This is a genomic window from Collinsella aerofaciens (genome assembly GCF_039752985.1).
In the GTDB taxonomy this organism is placed as follows: domain Bacteria; phylum Actinomycetota; class Coriobacteriia; order Coriobacteriales; family Coriobacteriaceae; genus Collinsella; species Collinsella aerofaciens_BT.
This window is the reverse complement of record NZ_JBDMHA010000043.1, coordinates 1-19,608: the sequence shown is the minus strand read 5'-3', so window position 1 is coordinate 19,608 and position 19,608 is coordinate 1. Positions and strand designations below refer to the sequence as shown.

Sequence of the window (19,608 nt, the reverse complement as noted above, 5' to 3'; positions counted from 1 at the left end):
GCTCGATATCGTCCGCCGCATTGCCGCTGCGCAATAGCGCGTCTATTTGTAAGAACCTACGACCAAGGAGTGTCCATGGCCGATTCCATTAACTATCAGCTTGCCAAGTTCGTCGCCAGCTACGGCAAGGTTTCGCAGATCCCCGAGTCCACCTGCCCCGAGGTGAGCTTTGTCGGCCGCTCCAACGTGGGCAAGTCGTCCATCATGAACAAGCTCTTTGGCCGCAAGAACCTGGTCAAGGTTTCCAGTACGCCGGGCAAGACGAGCAACATCAACTTCTTTGAGGCCGATGACGTGCATTTCGTGGACCTGCCGGGTTACGGTTTCGCCCGTCGCTCCAAGGCCGAGCGCGACCGCTGGGCCGAGCTTATCGGCGACTTTTTCGACTCCGAGCGCAGCTTTAACTTGGTCGTCTCGTTGGTGGACATTCGTCACGACCCCAGCAAGCTCGACCACGACATGATCGACTACCTACAGGGCAACGAGTTCAACTTTATCGTCTGCCTCACCAAGGCCGACAAACTCAGCCGCACCCAGCAGGCCCGCCAAGCAGCAGCCATCAAAAAGCAGCTCAACGTCCCGGCCGAGAACGTGATCATCACAAGCTCCCAGACCGGTATCGGCATCGACGAACTCAAAAAGCGCATCGCCGAGGCCTGCCTCTAGTAAGGGCTCTTGGCAGGCAATAGTTGCATCTATCTATATCACCCCAGTGATAGTTGTTGGTACACTATCACTGGGGTGATATTTGTATTTGGAGGTCACAATGGAGCTTTGGCACGGGTCGGAGGTTGTTGTCGAGCATCCGTCGTTGGATAAATGCAGACAATTCAATGACTATGGTCGTGGGTTTTATTGCACGCCACATGAGGAAATGGCGATGGAATGGGCATGCCGGACCGAGGCCGATGGCATTGCCAATCGATATGAGCTTGATTTAGATGGCCTTGCGATTTTGGATTTGGAATCAGGTGAGTTCTCGATTCTCAACTGGCTTGCAATTCTGGCGAATAACAGAGAGTTCAATGTTTCAACGCCAGTAGCACGCGAGGGGCTTCGCTATTTACTTGATAACTGCTTAATTGATGTTTCTTCTTATGACGTTATTCGAGGCTATCGCGCAGACGATTCTTATTTCTCGTTTGCAAGACAGTTTGTCAACGGCATGATCTCACTTAGGCAACTGCAACTCATTATGCGTTTGGGCGATTTGGGCATCCAATACGCTCTTATGAGCGAGCGCGCGTTCTCAGCAATCAGATTCCGCGAATGGAAGCAGGCGTTGGGATCTGAGTATTATCCCAAGCGCTTTAAGCGAGAGCAGAACGCGCGGCGCAAGTACTTGGAAACTGTGAATGGGTTCGACTCTGAGGGTGTCTACATTAGGGATTTGATGACAGGGAGGGTTGATTTAAATGATCCAAGAGTTAACGGATTGTGGGCCGAGTAGGACATACCCCGTCTACTACCTCGAGGACGCAATGAACAACCTCGGCGACTGCTTTGACTATGCCGTTAACGATTATGGAGCAGAAGGATCGGAAGTTGCTGAACTCTTTTGCCTGAGCGGCGTAGCTCGCGAGTTCGAACGCGGCAACGCATGGGTAGTGTCGGGAAAATCGGGTGTTGAGCTGTTCGCGCTTATCGCCGAAAGGTCGGGCTATCAATCAAGGCCGATGCCAAATCGAACCTACCGATTCGAAAAGACACCGGAATATTGGACAGGCTGGATATTGGCATACCTTCAGTGGCGCCTAGGAGAGTCTTTCGAAGATTTGCTGCATGTCGTTCCATTTGATGTGCTACGCAGTCTGTACTACCCCTGGCACGAAGCCTCGGAGGAACGCGTGGCTCGTCTCGTCTGCGATATGGCGAAGAAAGCGTCCAGGCAAACAAAACTTGCATTAGCAAGAAAGAAGCTTAAGAAAACCCAGCAAGACCTAGCATACGAATCGGGTGTGTCACTCCGCTCAATCCAAATGTACGAGCAGCGTCAGAGAAACATCAACGAAGCTTCGGTAACAAGCGTAAGAGCCATAGCAAAAGCCCTCCACTGCAACATCGAAGACCTCCTAGAACCAGTCTTCGAATACAAAGAACCCAGCGCCGCGTAAACCATGCACACAGTCGAAGCCCGCCTCTAGGAAGTGCTCCAACCTAGTAAGAGCCTCTATCAATAAAAAGCAACTATCAGCCCGGCGACTTTCCAGAGTGTAGGTCCCTGTAGCCGCCGCCAGCGAAGTTAACGTAGGGGAGGCCAGGGGCTTTGCCCCCAAATCTTTCCGCAGGACGGCAGGACCCCCGCCGCACGAAGTGCGCAGCGGGGGTCCTGCCATGTCCGAGGACGATTTGGGGGCAAAGCCCCTGGCCTCCCCGGCGGGTATACGGGACGGCGACTACAGGTATTCGATCTGGGCGCCTTCCGTGTCGCACGTCAGAATATGCGTATCACACTTAGGGAACTGCTCGCGCAGCTTGACCTGCAGGAACTTTGCCACGATGGTGTCGTCGGTCACAGCCATGAGGGTCGAGCCCGAGCCGCTAATCCAGATGGTCTTAGCGCCGCCGTTAAGGCAGGTGTCGCGCACGGCGTTGTAGTCGGGAATCAGGCGGCGACGATAGGGCTCCTGAATGCGGTCGTCATTGGCGGCGGCAATCAGGTTGAGGTCACCGGTCTCCAAGCCGCGCGTCATACCGGCGATGCGGCCCATCTGCCACACGGCGGTGGAGAGCGGAATCTCCTGCGGCACGACCTTGCGCGCCTCGCTCGTGTGTACCTCGTAGGGCGGAATCACGGTAATAAAACGCAGGCGATCGCTCACCTCGTAGCGCAGGCACTGGGGGAGCGAATCGGTCGGCGTAAAGGAGCAGACGGCGCCGCCCAGGATAGCGGGGGCGACGTTATCGGGATGGCCCTCGACCTCGGTGGCGATGCGAACCAGCTCGGCGCGGTCGACGGTGTGGCCTGTCAGTGCGGCGGCGGCCATAATGCCGGCGACGACGCAGGTGGAGCTGGAGCCCAGGCCGCGGGCGACGGGCACGTCGGTCTGGATGTCGATGGCAACGGGAAAAGCCGGCTCGCCCCAGGCGGCCAGAGCATCGACAAAGCTTACATAGACCAGGTTATTCTCGTTTTGGAACTCTTCGGGGCAGCCCGTGATGGTGAGCTTGTCGGCGCGCTCAAAGGTAAAGTGCGAGTAGAGGCTGACGGCCATGCCGAGGGTATCGTAGCCAATGCCCAAGTTGGCGCTTGTTGCTGGGACGGTGATCTTGATCATGTGAGTCCTCCTGGCGTGCCTGGCTGTTTAGTTCGCTGCTCGGGCAGTCCTGCGCAAGACGGAAAGCACATTAAGTGCTTTCCTTTGCGTGCGGAACTCGCGACGAACTAAACAGCCAGGCACGCTATGCACGTTCGTCATCATCCCGGTAGGTATCTGATAAAAGAAGGTGCGCCGGCTTTCGCCGGCGCCTTATATGGGGTTTAGTTGGTAGCCATCTTTTTTGCTGCAGACTCTACGTAGTTGGCCATGTCGGCTACGTCGCAGACGTCTTCGAAGCGGACGGGTTTGGACTCGAGCTCGGCGAGCTGGGTCGGGGCGACCGTGTTGGTGGCCTGCTCGAGTACACGCATGGCCTCAAAATCATCCTCGGGAACGTCGAGGCCCAGGGCGTCGCAGCAGGCGCGTGGGAACTTGTAGGGGCTGGCGGTCGAAAGCAGCACGCGGGCCTTAGCGCCCTCGGCGGGGGCGACCTGCTCAAAGACGTGATAGCCGCAGGCGGTGTGCGGGTCGATCACGTAGCCGTTGGCGTCCCAGCAGCTCTTGATGGCGGCGCGGACCTCGTCCTCGCTGGCCCAGCCGCAGCCAAACACGCTCTGAATCTTTGCCAGCAGGTCGGCGGGAACCTCATAGCGACCAGTCTGTGCCAGCTGCTCCATAAGGCCGGCAACGAGCTCGCAGTCGCCATCGGACAGGAAGTACAGCATGCGCTCCAGGTTGGAGCTGATGAGGATGTCCATCGACGGCGAGATGGTCGTGAAGAACGGACGGTTGCGGTCGTAGACGCCGGTGGTCAGGAAGTCAGCCAGAACGTTGTTCTTGTCGCTCGCGACGATGAGCTTGGCAACGGGCAGACCCATGCGCTTGGCGTAGTAGCCGGCCAGGATATCGCCAAAGTTGCCGGTCGGCACGCAGAACTCCACGGCATTGCCGGCCTCGATGGCACCGGCGCGCAGCAGCTGCGCATAGGCGGCAAAGTAGTAGACGACCTGCGGCACCAGGCGCCCGACGTTGATGGAGTTGGCGCTCGAAAGCACCGTGCCGGCGGCTTCAAGGCGCTCGGCCAGCTCCTTATCGGCAAAGATGCGCTTGACGGCGCTCTGGGCGTCGTCGAAGTTGCCGCGGATGCCGCAGACGGCGACGTTGCCGCCCTCCTGCGTGGACATCTGCAGATTCTGCACGCGGCTGACCTTGCCCTCGGGATAAAAGACGGTGATGCCCGTGCCCGGGGCGTCGGCAAAACCGGCAAGTGCGGCCTTGCCGGTGTCGCCCGACGTGGCGGTGACGATCATGATGCGCTCGGCGCCGCCGTCCTTGGCGGAAGTGCGGGCCATCAAGCGGGGGAGCATCTGCAGGGCGACGTCCTTAAAGGCGCTCGTGGGGCCGCCAAAGAGCTCCATCACATAGGTCTGAGGGGCGTCAGCGCCCGGCGCAGCGTCGAGTTTGACGAGCGGCGTAACCTCTTCACTCGCGAACGTGCCGCGGTATGCCTCGTCGACACACGCCGAAATTTCTTCGGTCGTGTAATCATTCAGTAACATTCCCAACACATCTTGAGCGATTTCAAAGTACGATTTATCTGCAAGCGAGCTGATATCGACCTGCTGGGTGCCGAGCTCGTCCGAGACAAACAGACCCCCGTCGGGAGCGATGCCGGTGCGGATTGCCACCTTACTTGAGCACGATAAAGTGCGTCCTCGTGTACTATGATAAGTTCCCATATAACACTGCTCCTCGGATGCCTTGGTCCCAATCGGTGAAACCATGGTATCAGAGCGCGCAAAATAGGTTCGCAGAGGCTTTTTAGAAAGGTAACCTCCAGCCCATGATTAAGATTGCCAAGTTTGGCGGCTCGTCGGTCGCCGACGCCGAACACTTTAAGAAGATCAAGGCCATCGTCGATGCCGACCCGGCTCGCCGTTTTGTGGTGGTTTCCGCCTGCGGTCGCCGCTTTAAGGGCGACACCAAGGTGACCGACCTGCTCTACCTGGTTAACGCGCACGTTAAGTACCACGTGTCGTGCGAGGAGCTGCTCGAGGACATCGGCCAGCGCTACTTTGATATTGCCGACGAGCTGGAGCTCACCTATCCCATCCGTGAGGAGTTCGCGGCCTTTGCCGAGCGCGCCCGCTCGGGCGGCTACTCCACCGAGGAGCTTGTGAGCCGTGGCGAGTACTTTACCGCCCGCCTGATGGCCGAGTACCTGGGCTTACCGTTCCTGGACGCCGCGACGGTTGTGGCGTTCCATCACGACGGTACGCTCAGCATGAATCGTACCTCCGAGTTGGTGCAGGAGTACGGTCAGCAGGGCGGCTTTGTTATGCCCGGTTTCTACGGCGCGACGCGTGAGGGCCAGATCAAGCTGCTCGATCGTGGCGGCGGCGATATCTCGGGCTCGATCTTGGCTAAGTGCCTGGGCGCCGATCTGTATGAGAACTGGACCGACGTCTCGGGCTTCTATTCTGCCGATCCGCGTATTGTGCCCGAGGCTCAGCCCATTGCGCGCGTTACCTACGAGGAGCTGCGCGAGCTTTCGTACATGGGCGCAAGCGTCCTGCACGAGGAGGCTGTGTTCCCCGTGCGCGAGGCAGGCATTCCGCTGGTCATCAAGAACACCAATGCGCCGCAGGACCCCGGCACCATCATTAGCGAGACGGCTGATGAGGGCGAGGCGGAGCCCATCATTACCGGTGTGACCGGCAAGCGCGGTTTTGTCGCCATCAACGTTGCCCGCGACCGCACCAAACCCCGTGTCGGTTTTATGCGCCGTGCGCTTTCGGTCTTCGAGCGCTATGACGTTTCCGTCGAGCACATGCCCACCGGTGTCGACCGCTTTGGCGCCGTGGTGCAGGAGAAGGATGTGCACGATTCGCTGTACTCGCTCGTGGGCGACATCCAGCAGGAGGTCGAGCCGCTCGAGATCGAGGTTGTCGAGGGCTTGGCGCTCATCGCGACCGTCGGCCGTAACCTGCGCGGTCGTGCAGGCATCTCGGGCCACCTGTTTGGCATGCTTGGCCAGGCCGGCGTGAGCGTGCGCATGATTTCGCAGAGCTGTGACGAGATCAATATCATTATCGGTGTCGAGGAGAAGGACTTCGACCTTGCGATTCGGACCATTTACCGTGCCTTCTCCGATGAGAACGGCATTGTGAAGGTCTCCGATCTGGAGGCTCCCGCGCCGGCCGATCCCACCCTGGCCGCGCTCAAAAAGTAGCGACTGCTCGGTAGATTTTTGGGTCATGTCTCAAAAATCTACGGCGGGGCGTTTCGTTTCGGTTTCGTTTCGACGGGGCGGGTTTCATGCCCGCCCTGTTCTTGTATAAACTGGCAACAACAATCGGCCTGCTCGGCGTGCGGGCAAAAGCCACAACCTTTAAAGGGGGAAGCATGAAACAGTACACGGTTGCTATTTTGGGCGCGACGGGAGCCGTGGGCACCCAGATGCTCGAGTGCCTCAACGAGCAGGAGTTCCCGGTCGGCAAGCTCAAGCTGTTGGCAAGCGCACGCTCCGCGGGCAAGACCGTCGAGTTCCGCGGCGAGCAAATCGTGATCGAAGAGGCTTGCCCCGAGGCCTTTGAGGGCTGTGACATTGTGCTTGGCGCTGCCGGCGACGATATCGCCAAGGAATTGCTGCCCGAGGCCGTAAAGCGCGGCGCCGTCGTGGTCGACAACAGCCATGCCTTCCGCATGGATCCCGAGGTGCCGCTGGTCGTGCCCGAGATCAATGCCGACGACATCAAGTGGCATCACGGCCTTATCGCCAACCCCAACTGCGCGACCATCATCGGCCTGGTTCCCACGTGGCCGCTGCATCAGCTTGCCGGCGTGAAGCGCATGATCGTCTCGACGTATCAGGCGGCTTCTGGTGCCGGTGCTCCCGGTATGGCCGAGCTCGAGGCTCAGCTGGCCGCCCTGGGTCGCGGCGAGGAGATTCCCGAGCCGCGCGCGTTTGCCGCCCAGCTGGCGAGTAACCTGATTCCGCAGATTGGCGGCGTCAAGGAGGAGGGCTTTACCTCCGAGGAGATGAAGCTACAAAACGAGGGCCGCAAGATTATGCATCTGCCCGAGCTGCGCGTGAACTGCACCTGCGTGCGTGTGCCCGTGCTGCGTTCGCACTCCGAGAGCATCACGCTCGAGTTCGAGCGTGACATTACGGTTGACGAGGCCCGTGTTGCGCTGGCTGCCGCTCCGGGCGTGAAGCTGGTTGACGACATGAGCGCCGAGGATGCGCACGACCGTTTCCCCACGCCGATGGACACCTCCGACCAGGACCTGATTTGGGTCGGTCGTGTGCGCCGCGACATCTCGAACCCCGAGGCTGCGCGCGGCATCACTTTCTGGTGCTGCGGTGACCAAATCCGTAAGGGCGCGGCAACTAACGCCGTCCAGATTGCTAAGCTGCTCTGCGAGTAGTGTGACCTGTCCGGCGGGGGCCGGGCTAGTTTTCAGAACGTCCTCGACCATGTGTGGCGCCTTGTCCTGCTCCTTCGGAGCCGCGGACAAGGCGCCACACTGGTCTGCGGAGTGTTCTGAAAACTAGCCCGGCCCCCGCCTGCGGTGACGCTGCTGCAAGCGGCCTGCGATGGGGCCGTTGTTGGTTGGGGCCGCTGAGCTGATATGGGGGCGCGTGGCTGTTGCGGGCCCTGGTCCCGGCGGCGGCCTCGGCGCTTTGCGCCTGCTGCCTTGGGTGACTTTGGGGTCGATTGGGGTTGTCTGCACAATTCGCGGTATTATGTTGCGGAGTTTTGAAAGGAGCCGCTGGTGGTCACGACGACATTTGCCTCGCCTTTGGGCGAAATCTTGCTTGCCGCTGATGGCCGCGGTCTGACGGGGCTTTGGTTTGAGGGACAGGAGCACTTTGGCTCCACGCTTCTCAAAGAAGATCCCGAACATGTTGAAGGCGCCGATGCAGTTTCTGGTGCTGGCGGCATGTCGTCGGTGAGTCCGGCAAATGGTGCGGCGTCTTCGGTGCTTGAGCGTTCCTGGGCTTGGCTGAATGCTTATTTTGCGGGGCAGGAGCCTCGGTTTACGCCGCCGTTGCATATGATTGGCACGGCATTTCAGCGTGAGGTTTGGTTTGAGCTGCTCTCTATCCCGCGTGGCGAGGTCGCTACGTATGGCGAGATCGCTCAGCGCGTTGCGGCTCGACATCGTGTGCCGGGAAACGAGGCACCCGTTGTGTCCCCCCGTGCGGTGGGGGCTGCGGTCGCTCGCAACCCTGTTTCGATTATCGTGCCGTGCCATCGCGTGGTGGCGGCCGATGGTTCGCTCAACGGATATGCCGGCGGGCTCGATCGCAAGGAGTGGCTACTTCGGCTCGAGGGTGCGTACGAGGAGTAACGCTCGAGTACTTTGCCTGAAGTAGCCGACTTCGACCAAAGCTCGCTCGAGTTCGCTTTGATCAGAGCACTTAAGACCCTTGTTTTCTGTCAATAGTGCTATCTGTTCGTTGATGGATATCCACGACTTCTGGTATTTCATTTAAGCCTCTTGGTATAAAAAGAGCTGGAGTTGCGCATCGTTGAGAGGCTTTCCAGCTTTAGAGACATAAAATTATAAGATACGATGACCTGCGTCAAGGAAGCTGCCAGATGACCTTGGAGCGGCTGATTGCCTGGACTAAAACCTGATGCGCGGGACGGCGCCCCACGCTATTCAGCGCGCTTGATAGGATGACGAACCACAGTCTTAAGTTTCTCCGGTGCACATTTGCGTGGATCGGAGAGATAGATTTCGTGATGTAAACGGGTGTCTGAGAGGTCGGGGACATAGCCCAGCTCGGTCGCGTATTCATGCATAGCGTCTACGGTCGCCGGTTCGTTGTCGTAGGGCCCGGTGTGCATGCATTGAACGCAGAGACCCTCGTCAACTTTAAGCAGCTCGACGGCAGAAAAGTCCAGTTTCTTTTTGTTCGTGGCTTCCACGACTGCCCAGTCAAAGTCATCTCGGGTGACGAAATCGGGTAGGCGGATGCACGAGATAAAGTTGAAATCGTCCTTGCGTACATAATCGATGTTGCCGCTCGGAGAGTCTTGCCACCAGAAACCCTCGAGCGGCGGTACCACAAAGTCGAAATAGCCCTCGATATTCCTTGAGCCTTTCTTCGACATCTTGACGGTATAGGCGATGCCGTAAAGCAGCGGCAGGGCGTTTTGATACTCGCCACCTTCGGTATTTGGGTCGCCCTTTCCGCGAACGGCAACGTAGCTCATAGGCGGGACGGTTACGATACTCGGCTTGCTTGCAGGTTTGTAGAGCTCCTTGCATTCCTTCTTAAAATCGAACGCCATGTTGGCCGCCTTTCTGCGTATTGGCCTGCTTAGATAGTGGAATCATATCATAGAAACGAACAGCTGTTCGAATGATTTGGTTGACAGATAGAGATACGTGCGTTGTGTTTGGCGGTCGGCTTGACCCTGTCGATGATTTCTCTGTCTCCCCGGCGCCTCATCTATGGCTGCCGTTTCCCCATATAAAACCTGCCAAAATGAACCTGTCCCTTTTTGGTCGGTGCGAAATGGGTAATACTAAAGAGTTATCCGACCAGATGGGAACCAATCGATGGCCTATATCGAATTCAAAGATGTCATCAAGGCATACGGCGAGGGCGACGCCCGTATTCATGCGCTCGACGGCGCGAGCTTTACGGTCGAGCGCGGTGAGCTCGCCATTATCCTGGGCGCCTCGGGTGCTGGCAAGACCACGGCGCTCAACATCCTGGGCGGCATGGATACGGCGACTTCCGGCACCGTGACGGTGGACGGGCGCGACGTGAGCTCCGCCAACGAGGCGCAGCTTGTTGAATACCGCCGCGCCGACGTCGGCTTTGTCTTCCAGTTCTACAATCTGGTTCCCAACCTGACGGCACTCGAAAACGTTGAGCTCGCAGCTCAGATCTGCCCCGATTCGCTCGATGCCGAGCAAACGCTTTGCCAGGTTGGCCTGGGCGACCGACTCGCTAACTTTCCGGCGCAGCTTTCGGGCGGCGAGCAGCAGCGCGTGTCCATTGCCCGTGCACTGGCAAAGAACCCCAAGCTGCTCCTGTGCGACGAGCCCACGGGCGCGCTCGACTATAAAACCGGCAAGCAGATCTTGCAGCTGCTGCAGGACACTTGCCGCAAGCAGGGCATTACGGTCATCATCATCACCCACAACTCCGCGCTGGCGCCCATGGCCGATCGCCTGATCCGCTTTAAGAACGGTCGCGTGGAGAGCGAGACGGTCCAGCAAAATCCCGTGCCTATCGAGACGATCGAGTGGTAGCGCCCATGGACCAAGACCGCCAAAACAGCCTACGCCGCGACGCGCAGAACACGGAGCGCGAGCAGGATTTTACGACCTACCGCACTGCCCAAAGCTCAAACGATATGGTGCCGACGGTTTTTCGCCGTGGCATCTACCGCACAATCCGAGGCAGTCTTAAGCGCTTTTTGTCAATCGTGGTCATCACCGCGCTTGGCGTGAGCGTGATGTGCGGCCTTAAGGCGGGTTGCGAGGACCTGTGTGATTCGGTTGATGCCTACTTCGACCAGCAAAATGTCTATGACATTAACGTGCAGTCGACCTATGGCCTGACTGACGATGATCTCGACGCCATACAAGAGGTCGATGGCGTCGAAACGGCCGAGGGCATCTACACCGAGACCGCCTACACCGCCGTGGGCACAACGCGCGAGCGCGTGGTCGTGCAGAGTCTCTCCAAGGAGAACATCGATCAGCCGGTGCTCGTGAACGGCGATTTGCCCGAGAGCGCCGATGAAGTCGCGGTGACTTCGAAGTTCCTGAAGGCATCGGGCAAGAAAATCGGCGATACGGTGAGTTTTGCCGCCAATGACGCGAGCTCGTCCAATCAAAGCGCCAAGGACCAGTTTGCCGCGGGCGATTACACCATTACGGCTGAGGTCCTCGACCCCACTGATGTAAGTTCTGACTCGACAGTCAACGCCTTTCGCGCTGCTTCGGCGGCGGACTATAAGTTCTATGTGAGCGAGGACGCCGCGACATCTTCTTCCTACTCCGCGGTCCACGTGATCGTTGAGGGAGCCAAGAGCCTCAACTCCTATTCGGATTCCTACGCGGCAAAGATCAATGAGGTCAAGGGCAATATCGAGAAGATCCGCGAGGAGCGTGAGAAGGCGCGCGCCCAGGAGCTGACGGTCGACACGCCGGCGAGCTTGGACGCGGCTGAGCGTCAGGCGAATATGCTCTTTGGGATTGAGCGGGACAACATCAATCGCATGGCCGAGGGCAGCGACGAGCGTGCGCAGGCGCAAGCCGACCTGGATCAGCGTCGCGCCGCCGCCGATCAACAGTTTGCCGATGCCCGCGCCGAGCTTTCCGATCTGGGCGAATGCACCTGGTACATCCAGGACCGCGGCAACATCGCAAGCTACTCGAGCGTGGAGAGCGACAGCTCGTCAATTGAGGCCATCGCCACGGTGTTCCCGTTCATCTTCTTTATCGTCGCCGTGCTCATCAGCCTTACCACCGCCACGCGTATGGTCGAGGAGGAGCGCACGCTCATCGGCCTGTATAAGGCACTCGGTTATTCGCGCGGACGCATCCTGTCCAAATACGTGGACTATGCGCTGTGGGCTTGTCTGATCGGCGGCGTGCTCGGCAACATCATCGGATTTGTGGGCCTGCCGCTGTTCCTGTTTACGGTGTTCGACGACATGTACTCACTGCCCCAGATGCTGCTTTCGTACGACATCGTGTCCTCGATCGTTTCGGTGGCGCTGTTTGCCGTGGGCGTGGTGGGCGCCACGATTATCGCCTGCCGCCACGAGATGGCCGAGACCCCGGCCTCGCTTATGCGTCCCAAGGCCCCGCGCGCTGGCTCGCGCATTCTGCTCGAGCGCATCGGCTTTATCTGGCGCCGCATGGGCTTTTTGAACAAGGTCGCTGCACGCAACCTTTTCCGCTATAAAAAGCGCGCCTTTATGACCATCTTTGGCATCGCGGGTTGCACCGCGCTTGTGATTTGCGGTATGGGTATTCGCGACACGTCGGTCGCGCTTTCGCCCAAGCAGTACGGCCACATCACACGCTACGATCTGCTGGCGGTCGCCAATCCCGACGATTTTTCGCAGACGTGCGCGGCGCTCGACGAGCGAAGCGCAGCCAGGGATTCCGGTGTGACCGTAACTTCGACGCTGCCGATCATGACTGACAACGTTACCTTTACGTTTGGCGGCAAGAGCGAGACCGTGCAGCTGATCGTGGTGCCCGATGACCGCACGAACGATCTGGACGACTACGTTCGCCTGGAGGATGAGTCCAAAGAACCGCTCGCCTTGCGTGACGGGGACGTGTACTTGAGCAAGAGCTCGCAACTGGTGCTGGGGATTCAGCCGGGCGATACAGCACACGTCCAGGATTCGTCGCTCAATGTTGCCAAGGTCAAAGTCAGCGACATTTCGCTTAACTATCTGGGCAACACGCTTTACATGACGCAGGGCACCTATGAGCGCGCGTTCGGTCGAAGCGCACGCCTCAACGGCGTCTTTGTGCTGCTTAAGGGCTCGTCGGCCGACCAGATTGCGTTTAGCAAGAAGATTAAGAGCGACGGTTGGCTCACCATCTCGAGCACGGCCGAGCATTGGGAGAACTATGAGGCGAACTTTGCGATCATCAATTCCGTCGTGGTGCTCGTGACCTTTATGGCGGCGTGCCTGTCGTTTGTGGTGGTGTTTACGCTGTCCAACACGAATATCTCCGAGCGCGAACGCGAGCTGGCGACCATCAAGGTGCTGGGCTTCCGCCGTGGCGAGGTGCACCATTACGTCAACAAGGAGACGTTGATCCTCACGGCAATTGGCGCCGCGCTGGGCGTGCCACTGGGCGGCTTGCTGGCCGAGAGTTTTACGTACATTTTGCAGATGCCGTCGCTGTACTTTGACGTCGAAGTCGAGCCGCTAAGCTACGTGATCGCCGTGGTGCTTTCCTTTGGCTTTACGTTTATCGTCAACCTCGCCACCAATCGCACCCTCAACAAGATCGACATGGTCGGCGCCCTCAAAAGCGCCGAGTAACCTGCCAAAAAGGGACAGGTTTATTATGGCAGGTTTTATCTGGCCAAACGCCGGGCAACCATTAGGTGGCCCGGCGTTTGCCCCGTTTTGCTGGGGATGTTTGTCGCTCAGTGCTCTTACTGTCCAATCCAGTGTTGCGCATAGCTCTTAATGTCCTCGGTAAAACCGTCAAGGTCGTCAAGGGTGATCACGCTGTCGATAAGCAAATTGGCTATCTCGCGGTGCATTGTGCTGCGGCGAATATCGTTTGCAATTACGCCTGAGGACAGCTTGTCTCTATTGAGGTGCTCTTCTAGTGCCCAAAATCTACTGGACGCTTCGCTGTCGCCGTTCAGTATCTCAACGTACTGGCCGATGAGCTTTTCCATATAACGTTCTTGCCATTGAGGAAGCATTTTCTTAAACAGCTTCCAGTCGCTTTCGGCTACGTCGCGCATATGTCCTCCGCTCGTCAAACGGGCTTTCCATTTGCCTTTCATTCTATTTTGTTTTCGCCCGCAAGCGTTGATGAGAGGCTCTCTTTAGCCTTCGAGATTGGGCTTGAATAGGTTGTATGCCACAAAACGGGCCTATCTACTACGTTTAATTGGATACCCTCAACTATGCCGGGAAAACGAAAAATAAAACCGCAGGTAGAAGGCCTGTCGATTTTCGAAAAGGGCGGTCATGGTTGGCCCCATCGAGTTAAACGTAGTAGATAGCCCCTTTTCGTGGCGGACCATCAAACGAACGCCGACGCTTGTGCTGTAGCCGCTCCGATCATTCGTAAGTTGCGGTGGAATAGTTCCTAAACTCGACTACTCAAGGCTAAAACCGAAACTATATCACCGCAACTTAGGAGGGATGGGCGGGGGAGTACTAGTTGGGTGCTGCTGTCGGGCTGGGATGGTTTAGGCTCGCTTGCGATGCTTCCATTGTTTACGGCACCAACGCATGAGTGCTTTTACGACCGGGATGGTGATGAGGATTACCCAGGCGGGATGGGGTTGCCCCAGGCGGAGCCACATGAAGAGGAACCATGTCTCGGCGCTGACTGAATAGACGACATCGATCAGCTTAGATAAGTGGCGTTGGTCGATAAAGTCGCCAAGCGCGTAGTAGATGGGAATCAGAAAGACGAGGAAGAGTCCCGTAGCCCATGTGCCGTAGACAATGCCGAGCACCAGATAGGCGAGAGTGACGAGTGCGGGGAAGGGGAATTTGTTCCATGCACGTCCGACCTTGGTGTGGAAATGCTTGCCATGATGGTCGAGCTTGTCGTGTGCTTCCTTCCAGCTGGAAAACGTCTCGCCGTCGATGGTGACGGTGCCGTCGTCATTGGTACGCACGCTATGTCCATCGTCCTCAAGCGTATCGATATGCACGCCGCCCGGCCCCACATGCACCTCTTCGCCCTTGCGCTCGTTGGTCACATGGATGCCGCTCCAACCAACATGGACTTCCTCGCCTTTATTGGGATCAATGACGTGGATACCGCGCGCGAGGGAAATATCGACAAGTGGCTTATCGCTGTAACCAGCGTGCTCAGTAGAAGCCTCAGCCTCTTCAGCCTCATCTGAAGCTTTGGTGCCGGCGTTGCTGTTCTGTGCATCATCATCAGCCTGCGAGTCGTCAGTGCTATCCACCGCCTCCCCATACAACAGCTCATCCAACGACACGCCATACAGCGCGGCGAGCGCAATGAGGTTATCGGTATCGGGTGAGGACTCGCTGCGCTCCCATTTACTAACAGCCTGGCGGCTTACGCCCAGCTGGGCAGCAAGCGCCTCCTGAGAAAGCCCGGCAGCTTTACGGCGATCGACGAGGCGCTGTGCCATCGCAAGATCCATGGTGGTTCCTTTCGTTTGATGGTCGAATCGAATGAGCCGAGTATGCCGAGAACAACCGGTAGCGACCACCATTTCTAGTTAGAATCTGCTCAAACCCTACCGCAACTACCGGTAGCAACCCCTAACGACCAGCCATTTTAGGACAAATGTCGGTGCTACTCTCAGCTAAGAGCCTGCAACATCCCAAAATCTCAGCCCACGCACCCGCAGCAAGAAGACGAATAGCTTCGGCCTCCCTAGTTACCGCAGGAGGCCCCAGGGCTTACCTCCCGAATCTTTCCGCAGGACGGAAGGACCCCGCCGCGCGAAGCGCGCAGCGGGGTCCTGACATGTCCGAGGACGATTTGGGAGGTAAGCCCTGGGGCCTCCGATGGGAGCAGTTCCAGCCGGGGCTATTCGTCGCCGAAGCTGATGCCCAGCGCCTTGGCCTCGCGCACCAGATCACTCTGGGGGTCGACAAACTTGAGCTTGCCGGCGACATCCTCGAGCGGCATGTGGCACATTTTGCCGTCGCGCAGGGCAATCATGTAGCCAAACTCGCCGCGCAGGCAGCCGAGCGCTGCCTCGACGCCGCACTGAGTCGCAAAGATGCGGTCCTGGGCGTCGGGCTGACCGCCGCGCTGCGTGTGGCCGGGGATGGCGACGCGGGTCTCGCGACCGGTCTTGGCCTCGATCTCCTTGGCGATGTCGTACACGATTGACGGGCTCGTGCGCTCGGCGAGCTTCTTCTTGTACTCCTTCTTGGACAGCGCCGCGTCCTCCTTGGAGATAGCGCCCTCGGCGACGGCCACGATGGTAAAGCGGCTGCCGGTCTCCATGCGATGCTCGATGGTCTTGATGACCTGGTCCATGTCGTAGGGGATCTCGGGAATCAAGATGACATCCGCACCGCCCGCGACGCCGGCATACAGCGGGATCCAGCCGACCTTATGGCCCATGATCTCGATGACGAACACGCGGCCGTGGCTCGAGGCGGTAGTGTGGATGTCGTCGATGCACTTGGTGGCGACGTCGATGGCGCTCGTAAAGCCAAACGTCATCTCGGTGCCCCAGGTGTCGTTATCGATGGTCTTGGGCAGGGCGATAACGTTGAGGCCCTCTTCGCGCAGGCGGTTGGCGGTCTTGGTGGAGCCGTTGCCGCCCAGCATAAACAGGCAGTCGAGCTGCAACTTGTGATAGGTGTGGACCATCGCGGGCACCTTCTCGACGCCGTCGGCCTCGGGAATGTTCAGGCGCTTAAACGGCGTGCGGCTCGTGCCCAGAATAGTGCCGCCGCGGGTGAGGATGCCGCTAAAATCGGCGGGTGTCATGACACGGAACCTGCTGTAGATAAGGCCCTGATATCCGTCCTCAAAGCCATAAATCTCGATAGGCTCTTTGCTATTGGTCATAAGCGTTTTGACAATGCCGCGCATGGTGGCGTTGAGCGCCTGGCAGTCGCCGCCACTAGTAAGAAGACCGATCCTAAGCATGGTGAATCCTTCCGGGCAAGTTATAACATGCGCATAAGTTTACCCCCGCACACTGTTGATGCGGGGGTAAAACGTGTTAGCTCAAGCGTATGGAAATGTAAGCAACGTCAGGCGAGCGTAAGGTCGACGGGCCTGGCTCCTTACAGTGCGAAGGCATCGACGTTGCCCCAGTGACGGCGCAGCGTGATGGCGGCAGCGGGCTCGGTATTGTCAAAGACGACCGACCACTGCGTGTTGCTGGTGATGTCTTCCGGATTGGGCTCTTGCGCCGCAGCGCGCAGGGCCTTCCAAACGACTGTCTCGTCCTGGGCACCGACATGGGCGTCAAGGACATCGGCGATTGCGACGGCGCGCTCTTTACCATGGCCCAGCTCGCCATTCTTTTGGTTGGGCAGCACTTCGTCGCCATAGCAGGCGTAGAAGTTCGTAACCTGGCGTACAGGAGTCGCTTTGAAAGCGCGGTCCGGATCGCGCGGATCCCACTCTACTACGCGCGCGTCACCGGCGGCGTCGTTGATAAAGAAGTGGTAATCGCGTCCTGCCATGGCGTGCATGTCGTAGGCGGAAAGCAGGTCGACAGCTTCTTGCGTGGTGGCGGCACGGTCGAGCACCAGGCGGATGGCGAGCGAGGTATTGATGACGGGGCGTTGCGTGTCCTGGTCACAGGGCTGGGAATCCAGGGTGAGTACGGCAATGGACACGCCGCATTCGTTAACACCGTCGAGCTGGGCAAATGGGCCCATGAGTGCGGCGGCCCGTCCGGCGACGGAGTCAAGCGGAGTGTTATCGCCCAGGTTGTTAAGGGCGGCAAACCCGATGGAGGCATAGCCGCCGCGTGGGTGATTGCGCACCAGCAGCGCTGAGGTGTCGTCCTTAAAGTCGTAATTGCGACCGGTGCGCACGCGGCCTTCGGCATCTACGGCGACAAAAGCGCTGCAGGCAAACTGGGGCGCCTGGACATGTACCGGCACACCGGGCAGCACCTGCGCCACCACGGCATCGATGTAGGCCTGGTCGTCGCGCACGCCAGCGGCGATGATGCGATCAAGATCGTAGTCGTAGGCGATGTCGATTGCGTACAGGTCATAGCCATCCGCGTAGCCGGTCAAGCGTTTGAGCGACGCGGCGGACTTGATTTGCTTGTGATAAACGATACCGGTGGCAGCGGCAAGGCCGACGGCGACTCCCGCGACACCGCAGGCGATGGCAATGTTACGTGGCTTCATGGCGGCTCCTCTCGTCCTGTTAGCGTAATTGTCGCAAAAGGTGCACGGGCATGATGGCTCAACTTGGTGAACGGTGCGGGATTAAACACGGAATGAAGAGTGCAGCGCTGGCGCGGCGGGGTATGCTGGAAGGGACCATCAACCCAGCGAAAGGGGAGAGCATGACGGATCAGGAAACGCCCGAGCGCGCGCATGTGACGGCCGATGATATCGAGGCCGCCAACGACCTTATCGACTTTATCGAGGCATGCCCCAGCATGTTCCATACGGCGGCGACCATTATGGCCGAGCTCGACGAGGCGGGCTTTACCTACCTGTCCGAGAACGCGGCGTGGGACATCGAGCCGGGCGGGCGTTATTACACGCAGCGCAACACCTCGAGCGTTATCGCCTTTAAGGTGGGCGAGGACCTGGCTGCTACGTGGGGCGAGGACGGCGTTGCCGGCGACTACCATTTTCAGCTGACGGCGTCGCACAGCGACTCGCCGACGTTTAAGGTTAAGGCCGTGCCCGAGCTCGACGGCGCGGGCGAGACGCTGCGCCTGAACACCGAGGCCTACGGCGGCATGATCGACTACACCTGGTTCGACCGTCCGCTGGCACTCGCGGGCCGCGTGCTGGTACGCGAGGGCGACCGTATTGAGAGCCGCCTGCTTGCCACCGAGCGCGAGGTCGCTATTATCCCGAGCCTTGCCATCCACATGAACCGCGGCGTTAACGAGGGCTTTGCTCCCAACCGAGCCGTCGACCTGTGCCCGCTCATCAGCGCCGGCGAACTCAAGCAGGGAGATTTTGATGCCCTGATTGCCGAAGAGCTGGACGTTGAGCCCGAGCAAATTCTGGGCCGCGATTTGTTCCTGGTCAACCGCCAGGATGCGCGCATTTGGGGCTGGGCCGACGAGTTTATCTCGACGCCCAAGCTCGACGACCTGGCCTGCGCCTATACCTCGCTGCAGGCATTTTTGGGTGCCGAGAACGCGCACGACGTTTCGGTCTTTTGCTGCTTTGATAATGAGGAGGTTGGCTCCGAGACCAAGCAGGGCGCCATGTCGACGTTCTTGGCCGACGCGCTGCGCCGCATTAACGGATCGCTGGGCTTTGACGACGAGTCGTATCATCGCGCCCTTGCCGCATCGATGCTCGTGAGCTGCGACAACGCGCATGCCGTGCACCCCAACCACGCCGAGAAGTGCGACGCCCGCAGCCAGGTGGTGCTCAACGGCGGTATCGTCATCAAGGAGGCAGCCAACCAGCACTATTGTACCGATGCCTTTAGCCGCGCGGTGTTCCAAGCTATTTGCGATGACGCCGACGTGCCCACGCAGGCCTTCGCCAACAAGAGCGATATGGCCGGCGGATCCACGCTCGGCAATCTGTCCAATATGCAGGCGAGCATGCATGCCGTGGACGTGGGCCTGCCGCAGCTGGCCATGCACTCGAGCTACGAGACCGGCGGCGTGCGCGACGTCATGTACGCCATCCGCGCCCTCACAGCCTTCTACGAGCGAAACCTAACCATCAACGGTGCCGAAAGCGTGGAGCTCTAAAACCTGCTAAAAGGGACAGGTTTATTATGCAGGTTTTATCTGGGCAAATGCCGCAAAGCCAACAGCTGGACAGAATTGTTATGACACCGCAGGTTGAGCAAGCGTCAGCGAGCGATGTCCAGAGCGAACAAGTTGGCATGAAAAAGGCAAGGCATAGACCTTCTGGTCATGCCTTGCCTTTTGAATGACAAATTGTCGCTCTGGGCGGCGCGCAGCGTCGAC

General features: G+C 58.8%; 16 protein-coding genes. 9 read left to right on the top strand and 7 right to left on the bottom strand.

From position 1 onward, the window contains the following. The first annotated feature begins 75 nt into the window (after positions 1–75). The 3 genes from yihA (at position 76) to ABHR76_RS06845 (ending at position 2,114) form a co-directional block, all read left to right on the top strand. Positions 76–666, top strand: coding sequence for a ribosome biogenesis GTP-binding protein YihA/YsxC (yihA, locus tag ABHR76_RS06855; RefSeq protein WP_343001509.1), 591 nt, complete (start codon positions 76–78; stop codon positions 664–666). Positions 667–766: 100 nt separating this feature from the next. After that, positions 767–1,450: a DUF3990 domain-containing protein gene (locus ABHR76_RS06850; RefSeq protein ID WP_346977146.1), complete on the top strand. Its 684-nt coding sequence runs from the start codon at positions 767–769 to the stop codon at positions 1,448–1,450. Between the two features lie 31 nt (positions 1,451–1,481). Beyond that, complete coding sequence (locus ABHR76_RS06845; protein ID WP_346977145.1) at positions 1,482–2,114, top strand: helix-turn-helix transcriptional regulator; 633 nt, start codon at positions 1,482–1,484, stop codon at positions 2,112–2,114. A gap of 282 nt (positions 2,115–2,396) precedes the next feature. Here ABHR76_RS06845 and thrB read toward each other — a convergent pair whose 3' ends face one another. Together thrB and thrC are read right to left on the bottom strand one after the other, a co-directional pair. Further along, the gene (thrB, locus tag ABHR76_RS06840) at positions 2,397–3,278 is read right to left on the bottom strand and encodes a homoserine kinase (protein ID WP_138374602.1); all 882 of its coding nucleotides are present in this window, start codon (positions 3,276–3,278) and stop codon (positions 2,397–2,399) included. A 203-nt stretch (positions 3,279–3,481) separates the two neighbouring features. Then, a complete protein-coding gene (thrC, locus tag ABHR76_RS06835; protein WP_195245871.1) occupies positions 3,482–4,999 on the bottom strand; it encodes a threonine synthase in 1,518 nt (505 codons plus the stop codon). A 104-nt stretch (positions 5,000–5,103) separates the two neighbouring features. On the opposite strand from thrC, the gene ABHR76_RS06830 reads away from it, so the two are divergent. From ABHR76_RS06830 to ABHR76_RS06820, 3 genes are all read left to right on the top strand, one after another. Next, positions 5,104–6,492, top strand: coding sequence for an aspartate kinase (locus ABHR76_RS06830; protein ID WP_346977144.1), 1,389 nt, complete (start codon positions 5,104–5,106; stop codon positions 6,490–6,492). A 173-nt stretch (positions 6,493–6,665) separates the two neighbouring features. Further along, positions 6,666–7,691: an aspartate-semialdehyde dehydrogenase gene (locus ABHR76_RS06825; RefSeq protein WP_346977143.1), complete on the top strand. Its 1,026-nt coding sequence runs from the start codon at positions 6,666–6,668 to the stop codon at positions 7,689–7,691. Between the two features lie 348 nt (positions 7,692–8,039). After that, the gene (locus ABHR76_RS06820; RefSeq protein WP_346977142.1) at positions 8,040–8,618 is read left to right on the top strand and encodes a methylated-DNA--[protein]-cysteine S-methyltransferase; all 579 of its coding nucleotides are present in this window, start codon (positions 8,040–8,042) and stop codon (positions 8,616–8,618) included. A gap of 311 nt (positions 8,619–8,929) precedes the next feature. Here the strand turns inward: ABHR76_RS06820 and ABHR76_RS06815 are convergent, their stop codons facing one another. Then, a complete protein-coding gene (locus ABHR76_RS06815; protein ID WP_346977141.1) occupies positions 8,930–9,568 on the bottom strand; it encodes a GyrI-like domain-containing protein in 639 nt (212 codons plus the stop codon). A 271-nt stretch (positions 9,569–9,839) separates the two neighbouring features. Here ABHR76_RS06815 and ABHR76_RS06810 point away from each other — a divergent pair, with 271 nt between their 5' ends. Beyond that, entirely contained in the window at positions 9,840–10,541 is a 702-nt protein-coding gene (locus tag ABHR76_RS06810) for an ABC transporter ATP-binding protein (RefSeq protein ID WP_117790890.1), read from the top strand. Between the two features lie 5 nt (positions 10,542–10,546). Next, a complete protein-coding gene (locus ABHR76_RS06805; protein ID WP_346977140.1) occupies positions 10,547–13,312 on the top strand; it encodes an FtsX-like permease family protein in 2,766 nt (921 codons plus the stop codon). A 116-nt stretch (positions 13,313–13,428) separates the two neighbouring features. Here the strand turns inward: ABHR76_RS06805 and ABHR76_RS06800 are convergent, their stop codons facing one another. The 4 genes from ABHR76_RS06800 to ABHR76_RS06785 all read right to left on the bottom strand — a co-directional run bounded on the left by ABHR76_RS06800 (position 13,429) and on the right by ABHR76_RS06785 (position 17,839). Continuing rightward, positions 13,429–13,749, bottom strand: a complete 321-nt coding sequence (locus ABHR76_RS06800; protein ID WP_118237093.1) for a multidrug transporter — start codon at positions 13,747–13,749, stop codon at positions 13,429–13,431. 453 nt (positions 13,750–14,202) lie between these two features. Further along, on the bottom strand, positions 14,203–15,141 hold the full coding sequence (locus ABHR76_RS06795) for a helix-turn-helix domain-containing protein (protein WP_346977139.1): 939 nt from the start codon (positions 15,139–15,141) through the stop codon (positions 14,203–14,205). 392 nt (positions 15,142–15,533) lie between these two features. Next, complete coding sequence (locus ABHR76_RS06790) at positions 15,534–16,613, bottom strand: 6-phosphofructokinase (protein ID WP_138113245.1); 1,080 nt, start codon at positions 16,611–16,613, stop codon at positions 15,534–15,536. Between the two features lie 140 nt (positions 16,614–16,753). Beyond that, complete coding sequence (locus tag ABHR76_RS06785; protein ID WP_138113243.1) at positions 16,754–17,839, bottom strand: carcinine hydrolase/isopenicillin-N N-acyltransferase family protein; 1,086 nt, start codon at positions 17,837–17,839, stop codon at positions 16,754–16,756. Between the two features lie 161 nt (positions 17,840–18,000). Here ABHR76_RS06785 and ABHR76_RS06780 point away from each other — a divergent pair, with 161 nt between their 5' ends. Next, entirely contained in the window at positions 18,001–19,386 is a 1,386-nt protein-coding gene (locus ABHR76_RS06780) for a M18 family aminopeptidase (protein WP_171021521.1), read from the top strand. The last annotated feature ends 222 nt before the right edge of the window (positions 19,387–19,608 follow it).